Origin of the sequence: Vibrio sp. V10_P2A27P122 (genome assembly GCF_963874335.1) — a bacterium.
GTDB classification, from domain to species: Bacteria; Pseudomonadota; Gammaproteobacteria; order Enterobacterales; family Vibrionaceae; genus Vibrio; species Vibrio anguillarum.
Genome location: NZ_CAWNHY010000177.1, coordinates 22,793 through 29,908, shown reverse-complemented (window position 1 = coordinate 29,908; position 7,116 = coordinate 22,793). Strand labels below are relative to the sequence as shown.

Below are 7,116 nucleotides of genomic sequence, written 5' to 3'. Positions count from 1 at the left end.
GGTTAATGGTTATTGGTTATTGGTTGCAATTTTATAGCAAGGTTCATAAGCACTGCCGCCGGGCAACTTCATTCGGTGTTGTGCAACGAAGTCTTTTAGCAATAGATCCATTTTTTTCATCAATTGGGCATCGCCATCAATGATGAATGGGCCGTGACGTTCAATTTCTCGAATGCCTTCCGCTTTCACATTACCAGCGACAATGCCAGAGAAGGCGCGACGCAAGTTAGCAGCGAGTACTTCTGGTTTTTGGTTTAGGTGTAAATCCAAGTTGGCCATACTGTCGTGAGTCGGTTCAAAAGGCAGTTGGAACTCAGGCTCGATTTTGAGGGACCAGTTGAAACTATAAGCATCACCACTATCTTTACGATGCTGACGAACCAGCGGCATCGCTTGACTCATGATACGCGCCGCTTTTTCTGGATCATCAATGACGATTTGATAATGCTGGCGTGCTTTTTCACCTAATGTTTCGGCAATGAATGTGTCGATTGAACGGAAGTAGGCTTCGCTCTCTTTTGGACCAGTCAGTACAATTGGCATTGGTTGGCTTGCGTTATCTGGGTGCATCATGATACCCAAAATGTACAGCAGTTCTTCCGCTGTTCCTGCTCCACCGGGGAAAATAATGATGCCGTGCGCCATTCGCACAAAAGCTTCTAGGCGTTTTTCAATATCCGGCATAATCACCAATTCGTTCACAATCGGATTCGGTGGCTCGGCGGCAATGATCGATGGTTCGGTTAAGCCAAGATAGCGTTGTGCGGTATAGCGCTGTTTAGCGTGTCCAATAGCGGCTCCTTTCATTGGCCCTTCCATAGCGCCTGGTCCGCAGCCTGTACAAATGTTCAGTTCACGCAAGCCCAGTTCATGGCCCACTTCTCGCGTATATTGGTACTCAGTAGGGTTGATAGAGTGTCCACCCCAACAAACCACTAAGTTAGGTTCAAGACCGGGAACCAAGGCACTGGCATTACGCAAAATACCAAACACTAAGTTGGTGATGTGAATAGCATTGGTAAGATTTAGGCGCTGATTATCCGCCAGATGCATGTTGACATAAACGATATCGCGTAGGACCGAAAACAGATGTTCTTGAATTCCTTTAATGATCTGCCCATCAACAAAGGCATGTTCTGGTGGATTCGTCAGCTCTAGCTTGATACCGCGTTCACGGCGCATGACAGTGACATCAAAAGATTTATATTTTTCAAGAAGTTCTTTTGAGTTATCCGTATGGCTACCAGAGTTAAGTACCGCCAAAGTGCAGTTACGATACAGTTGATATAGATCGCTCGACGCGGTCTTTTTTAGACGCTCAACTTCAAGTTGAGAAAGCAGATCCATGCTGCCTGTAGGGCTGATATGAGTAATCATACTGGCCTCCTTAGTTGAGAAGTAAGGAAAATGTCCACGCTACGACTAAAGTTGGTTTTTATATATACCCGCTTAGTATGGAGTATAGGTCATGGTTCGTTTAGTGACGGATGTGCGATAGGACGATATAACTGATTGAAATTACAGTATCAATCTAGTTCTTTTCTCGATTGTTAGGAAATGTTTATGCAAGCAGAGTGTGATGTTCAGCACGCTTTAGTTTGGTTTTGTTCAAATAGCGACCAGTTAAGGCCGCGATTTGAATGGATTTCTTTTGTCTACATCCGATCTGGACTTGTGTTTATTTCCAAACTACTTGGTTAGGACCGAAACTCTTGGCTTCTAGTAACGAGCGGCGTAAACGTTCAAGTACTTCCTCTGGCGTATCGGAGTCTTTAAAACAGGTACTCGCGGCTGAAAGTGTAATCGTAATACTCTTGTCTCTGAACTTGAAAGGGAGCCTCGATACATGACGTTGAATGTTTTTTACCACCTTGAAACAGTGATTATCTTCTTGATCGGGAAGTAAAATAATAAATTCTTCACCAGAGAAACGTGCCACGGTATCCGTATCAGATGCTTCTTTGGATATGGTGCGGGCAATAATTTTAAGGGCTTTATCACCTGCCGTATAGCCAAAGCTATCGTTGATAGTTTTGAACTTATCAATATCAAAGATTACGATTCGGAAAGTATGTTGAGCTCTTATCCAGCGCCGATATTCCAGCTCAAGGTGGTCATTAAAGGCCGTGCGATTATAGACTTTTGTCAGTGGATCAAGCAGCAAGCGCTGAGACTGATCTTCCAATCGACGGCGATAATCTTGGGTGAGCTCAAACAGAGCTTCCATTTGATTTTTGCCATAATTTAAGCGTTCAATCAGTGCCTGCTCGCGTTGCTCTGCATGACTTAAGCGTTCAGAAAGTGACGCCATTTCGCATAATATAGGTGAAACGGAGAGCTTAAGATCGTCAATCGCCACAGAATCTTTGATTAGAGTTTGGCTTTGGGTAATCAAAGCGGCGAGTTCAGCATTCATCTCTTGGCGATGTTCAAAGTAACTCTGGCTTTGGTCTGCGTTGTGAGTGCTACTTTTAATGTGTTTTGTGAGTGATGAGTTGACCTGTTCTAAAAACTTCTCAGATGTTTTGCGCTCACTGTTGGTGCCATCAATCACCAGTTTTAGAATCTCTAACGTCAACTCTAAGAGCGTTGATGTCGATACGCCAATCAACAGCTTGGCACGAATATCTACCAGTAGTTCCCCTGATTCACCTTCAAAATCCAATTCAGTGATCAGGTGTTGCAGTTCATCGGATAGCTTGGTCAATAGCTCTCTATCCGCGACATGCAGCTCGCTGATGGCCGTATTCGGGTTCGCTGTTATTATTTTGATTGCACGTTCATAAATCCCAAGCAGTTGAATCGCTTGTTCGGCTTTAGGCTGAGCTTCTGAAAAACTGAGCAGATCACGCAAATCACGCTTAAGTTTGGCGGGTAGGCCAGCAACGCGAAGTAATGTTTCTCCACAATGTTTGATTTGAGAGTCCAAATGAGAGTTTTCTTTTTCCATAACCAAAGTTTGTTGCTTCAACATGCGCTCCAATACGGCTAAGCGAGGTATGAGCGTGCTTACGTCTTTTTGTTGCTCTAGAGCTTCACGAAGATCCGATAAATTAATATTTAGCTGATGATCATTGCCCTGACACGCCAAGCTTAATGATGCGACGATCCGTTTTAGGACAGTATGTTCTCGTTTAAATTTGAACGAAGTGTCCCTGTGTGTCAAACGAACCTGTTCCAACTGAGTTTTCAGCTGCTGTAACTGTGTTTGAATATCCTGTTCGAGAGCGCCCATGTACAACTAAACTAAACTGCGAGGATCGTTAGGATCCTATTAATTGATTTATCGATAATAACAAATTAATTGCCCACGTCACTGCTTTAACACATTGAATGCCGAGTAATTACCCATCTTTTAGGAGTTTTTTGATGCTCTCCTCATTCTTATAAGAAGAATGCACTTTTATCAACCCTTGATTGATGGCGTGCTTGCATGATTTGCGAATATTGTTGGAGGCAAAACTAGCGGCTGGAGCGTTATCAATCGCTTTTAAGTAGACCCAATGGCTTGCTCCTTCTCTCATACTTAGCTCACGAGCCGTGTTGGTTGCCATCAGCAGAATATCGAGCAGCTCTTTATCATTAATCGCCATATAAGCTCTTGGCAAAAAGGGGTAGTCGGCGATGCCCATCCGTATTGTACGGTTTAAGCGACGTTCAGGTTGAAATTCATCTATCCATTGCTGAATTTGATCGAATGCGATTTCAGGCGGTGTATTGCGATCGGCATTCGGTTCGATATAGAGCAGATTGGAATCTGAAAAGTGATAAATCCGATTCGGTTCTTTGATTTTCGATTTTAAAAACTGACCAAATTGATGCTCCAATTCTAAGCCAGCTGAATAGCCATGTTCTAAGTACATGTTGCGCAGAAAGGGAATATCAATCATCACAAAGCGGAGGCGATCACTCAGTGGCTCGTGGATGAGTTCACCAATATACCACGGCTCAAAATGACGGCTGCTTTTTTGCATCGCTGAAGGAAGTTTAGCATTGAGCATGCGCAAGTTACGCAAGCGAGAGCGAGAATGGGTAAAGAGCGTGCTGTTGAGTTCATCGATTTCTTCATTTTGCAACTGGATAAGGTAGCCTCTGCGCAGTAGCAGTAAAAATAAAATGATGGAGATGATAAACAGAATAAAGGCGATCTTTTTGAACTTATTATACTCTTCTTGAGTTTTGAGCAGCGCTTTTTCTTGCCCGACCAGATGTAAGGTTTGTTCTACAAACTCTTTTTGTTGACGAAAAGCATCTTCACTGATCTGATTGAGTTTTTCTTGGCGTATTTGCGATAGTGCATTGCTGCGTTTTATGTTCTCTAAGGCCTGTGCGTACTGACCGTTTTGCTCATAACCCAAGGCCAGTAACCGATAGGCATGCTCTTCAATCTCTTCATCTTGCATCGTTTTAGCAACGCTTAAGGCGTGTTGAGCGTTGCTGATGACCACATCGGCTTGCTTTTGGTGAAAGGCTAATCCTGAATGCAGTAAGTAAGCCTGTGCCTTTAAACGAGGATAATCTTTCAGCTCAAGCAAGTTTTCAGCGCGAGTGAGATATTGGTCAGTTAATGGGTAGTTATAGAGATTAAGGTAGGTCGCCGCCAAACTAATACGCACTTCAATGACTTTTTCCAGATCATTACGGCTCGTTTCGTGATCGATCACGTTGAAGTAGTGAACGAGCGCTAGATTGTATTTACCTTGCTGGTAATAGAGATCGCCCATACGTTGCAATACATCAGCCAAGGCTGGCGACTTGTTATAGCCGTCATAAAAATCGGCGGCTTGAGACAAATGCTCTAAAGCCTTATCGAGTACTTTTCTTTCAAAAAAAAGCTGAGCCAGTAAGGTATTGGTTTTAGCGAGTAGGGCGCTTGAGTTGTTTTCAATCGCGCCCCAATAGGCAACTAGCAACTCAGATAAAGCACGATTGTAAAAGCCATGAGTGAGAAAATGTTGACCAATAACAATCTGATATTCAATCACGGTTTTCGGTGAGGAGATCGAATCAATGTAAGGCTTTAGGTCAGCAAAAAGCTTATTGGCCAGTTCGATATCATTGGCTTTTGAGGCAATTTCTGCTTTGAGCAGGGTAATTTTATAATCGAGACCTTTTGCCACTTGATCCGCATTTTTGATGGCATCATATTGAATGCTGATCGCGCGTAGCGCCTGCCGAGCGGCGCTTGCATCATTATTATTGAGCCAAATTAGACGAGTTTTGAGTATTTGTACATCCGTGGCTAAATAAGGCAATTGATAGTGTTGCGTGAGCTCTTCAGCAAGTTTTAACGCGGCCAGTGCGGCATCCATATTGTGCAACTGGAACTCTGCTTTGGCTAAAATCTTTAACGCATCAACGCTGCTGCCCGGTGTTCGAATCCGACTGTCGCTTTCATCGCGCGCCATCACTGATGATGATTTTTCTGATTTTTCGGCCAACTTGCGCTGAGTCAGATACTCAGTGGCTAGGGTTTTGGCTTGATTCGGTGAGATATCAATCAACCCATTGGCTTCATTTAACATTGGCGACGAGTAGATAGTGGCTTGTGAAGCCAATGAAAACAGAGCCAGAGTTAAACTGAGCAAAAGTGTCCAGCGCACGTTGATCATCCTAATGCTAATCCTTATTGACGGGCCATACGTTGGTTATGTGTTGGCCGTTCTTGTTCGGTTGAGCGAAATGGGTTGATATCCAAACCGCCGCGGCGAGTGTATCGAGCGTATACTGTTAACTGTGTCGGTTGGCAGTATTGCATAATGTCGGTGAAGATGCGCTCTACACACTGTTCGTGGAACTCATTATGTTCACGAAATGAGACGAGATAACGTAACAGTGCTTCTCGATCAATTTGTTGACCTTGATAATGAATTTCGACGCTGCCCCAGTCGGGTTGATTGGTGATTAAACAGTTCGATTTCAGTAAATGGCTGTGCAGTGTTTCATTGACTTGCTCACCACGCGCGGCACTTTTCAGTAAGCTGGCATCAAATTGGTAACTTTCAATCTCAATATCTTGTCCATCAATGCATTCACCTTGCATAGTCACAATTGCTTGGCCAGTGTAATCGCTCACCGGGTTGAGAGTGACACTGACTGGCGCGCCGGCACAGGCCGATAAATCGTTGGTTAAGCGCTGCGTTACTTCATCCCAACTGGCTACTTTGCTTTGGTTATAGCTATTGAGGTAGAGCTTAAAGGATTTAGATTCAATCAAACTAGCACTTGTCGCAGGGATAGAAACCTCGCCAATTGCCACTTGTGGTAACCCTTTTTCATTGAGCCAAGAGAGCTCGTACAAAGTCCAAATGTCACAGCCTTTAAACGGTAAGCTATCCCCCAAATGCAGATCATCACGGTTTAAGCTACGAGGGACAGGTTGCAGTAAGCTTGGATCGTATTGTTTGGCGTAGTCGGTTTTTTTGCCAAGGGTTAACCCTGCCAGCGCTTTGGCATCGGAATATTTGCTCATACTTTCACGTCAATTCGATTAGAATAAGCAGAATTTTACGCAATCCTAGGGTTGCTGTCATCACACAAGGCAGCGACTCATCAATTTTGGAGCACTTCATGGCACAAACTGCCGAGCAAGCCTTACTTTCATTTACTCAACGTTATCTTGACGCTTACCAAACAAAGCATGGCGAGTCTCCTCGTAATGATGAGTTGGCTGAGTTGGATTCCCCTTGTGCAGTGATGAACGACCAAGACAGTGTGCTGTGGAAGCCCGTCGTCAGATCGGTTGCAGCTGATTTTTCTAACGTAGAAGCAGCGATTGAATTGACTCTACATTCTGATATTAAAGCCTTTTATGGCGTACAGTTTTGTGCGGACATGCCCGCTAAATGGCAAGGCAACGAGCTCGCTCTATTGCAAGTGTGGAGTGAGGATGATTTTGTTCGTTTGCAGGAAAATATCCTCGGTCATTTGGTGACTCAGCGCCGACTAAAACTCAAACCAACCGTGTTTATTGGTGCAACCGATGCGGAGATGGATGTAATTTCGATCTGTAACCTTTCTGGCCATGTGTTATTAGAACGTTTAGGTACCGATAAACGCGACGTGCTAGCCGAAAGTGTGGCCGAGTTTTTCGCTAATTTAGAACCTGTGGTGTAA

General features: G+C 44.1%; 5 protein-coding genes. 1 reads left to right on the top strand and 4 read right to left on the bottom strand.

Going from position 1 to position 7,116, the window contains the following annotated elements; translation table 11 throughout:
- Positions 1–9: 9 nt before the first annotated feature.
- The 4 genes from ppnN to queF form a co-directional block, all read right to left on the bottom strand.
- The gene (gene ppnN / locus AACQ17_RS08115) at positions 10–1,377 is read right to left on the bottom strand and encodes a nucleotide 5'-monophosphate nucleosidase PpnN (protein WP_013857392.1); all 1,368 of its coding nucleotides are present in this window, start codon (positions 1,375–1,377) and stop codon (positions 10–12) included.
- 301 nt (positions 1,378–1,678) lie between these two features.
- A complete protein-coding gene (locus AACQ17_RS08110) occupies positions 1,679–3,235 on the bottom strand; it encodes a GGDEF domain-containing protein (protein ID WP_017044199.1) in 1,557 nt (518 codons plus the stop codon).
- Between the two features lie 109 nt (positions 3,236–3,344).
- Entirely contained in the window at positions 3,345–5,612 is a 2,268-nt protein-coding gene (locus AACQ17_RS08105) for a tetratricopeptide repeat protein (protein ID WP_094147427.1), read from the bottom strand.
- A gap of 14 nt (positions 5,613–5,626) precedes the next feature.
- Positions 5,627–6,472, bottom strand: a complete 846-nt coding sequence (queF, locus tag AACQ17_RS08100) for an NADPH-dependent 7-cyano-7-deazaguanine reductase QueF (protein WP_094147428.1) — start codon at positions 6,470–6,472, stop codon at positions 5,627–5,629.
- A 98-nt stretch (positions 6,473–6,570) separates the two neighbouring features.
- Between queF and syd the strand changes: the two genes are divergently transcribed.
- Complete coding sequence (gene syd, locus AACQ17_RS08095) at positions 6,571–7,116, top strand: SecY-interacting protein (protein WP_029189917.1); 546 nt, start codon at positions 6,571–6,573, stop codon at positions 7,114–7,116.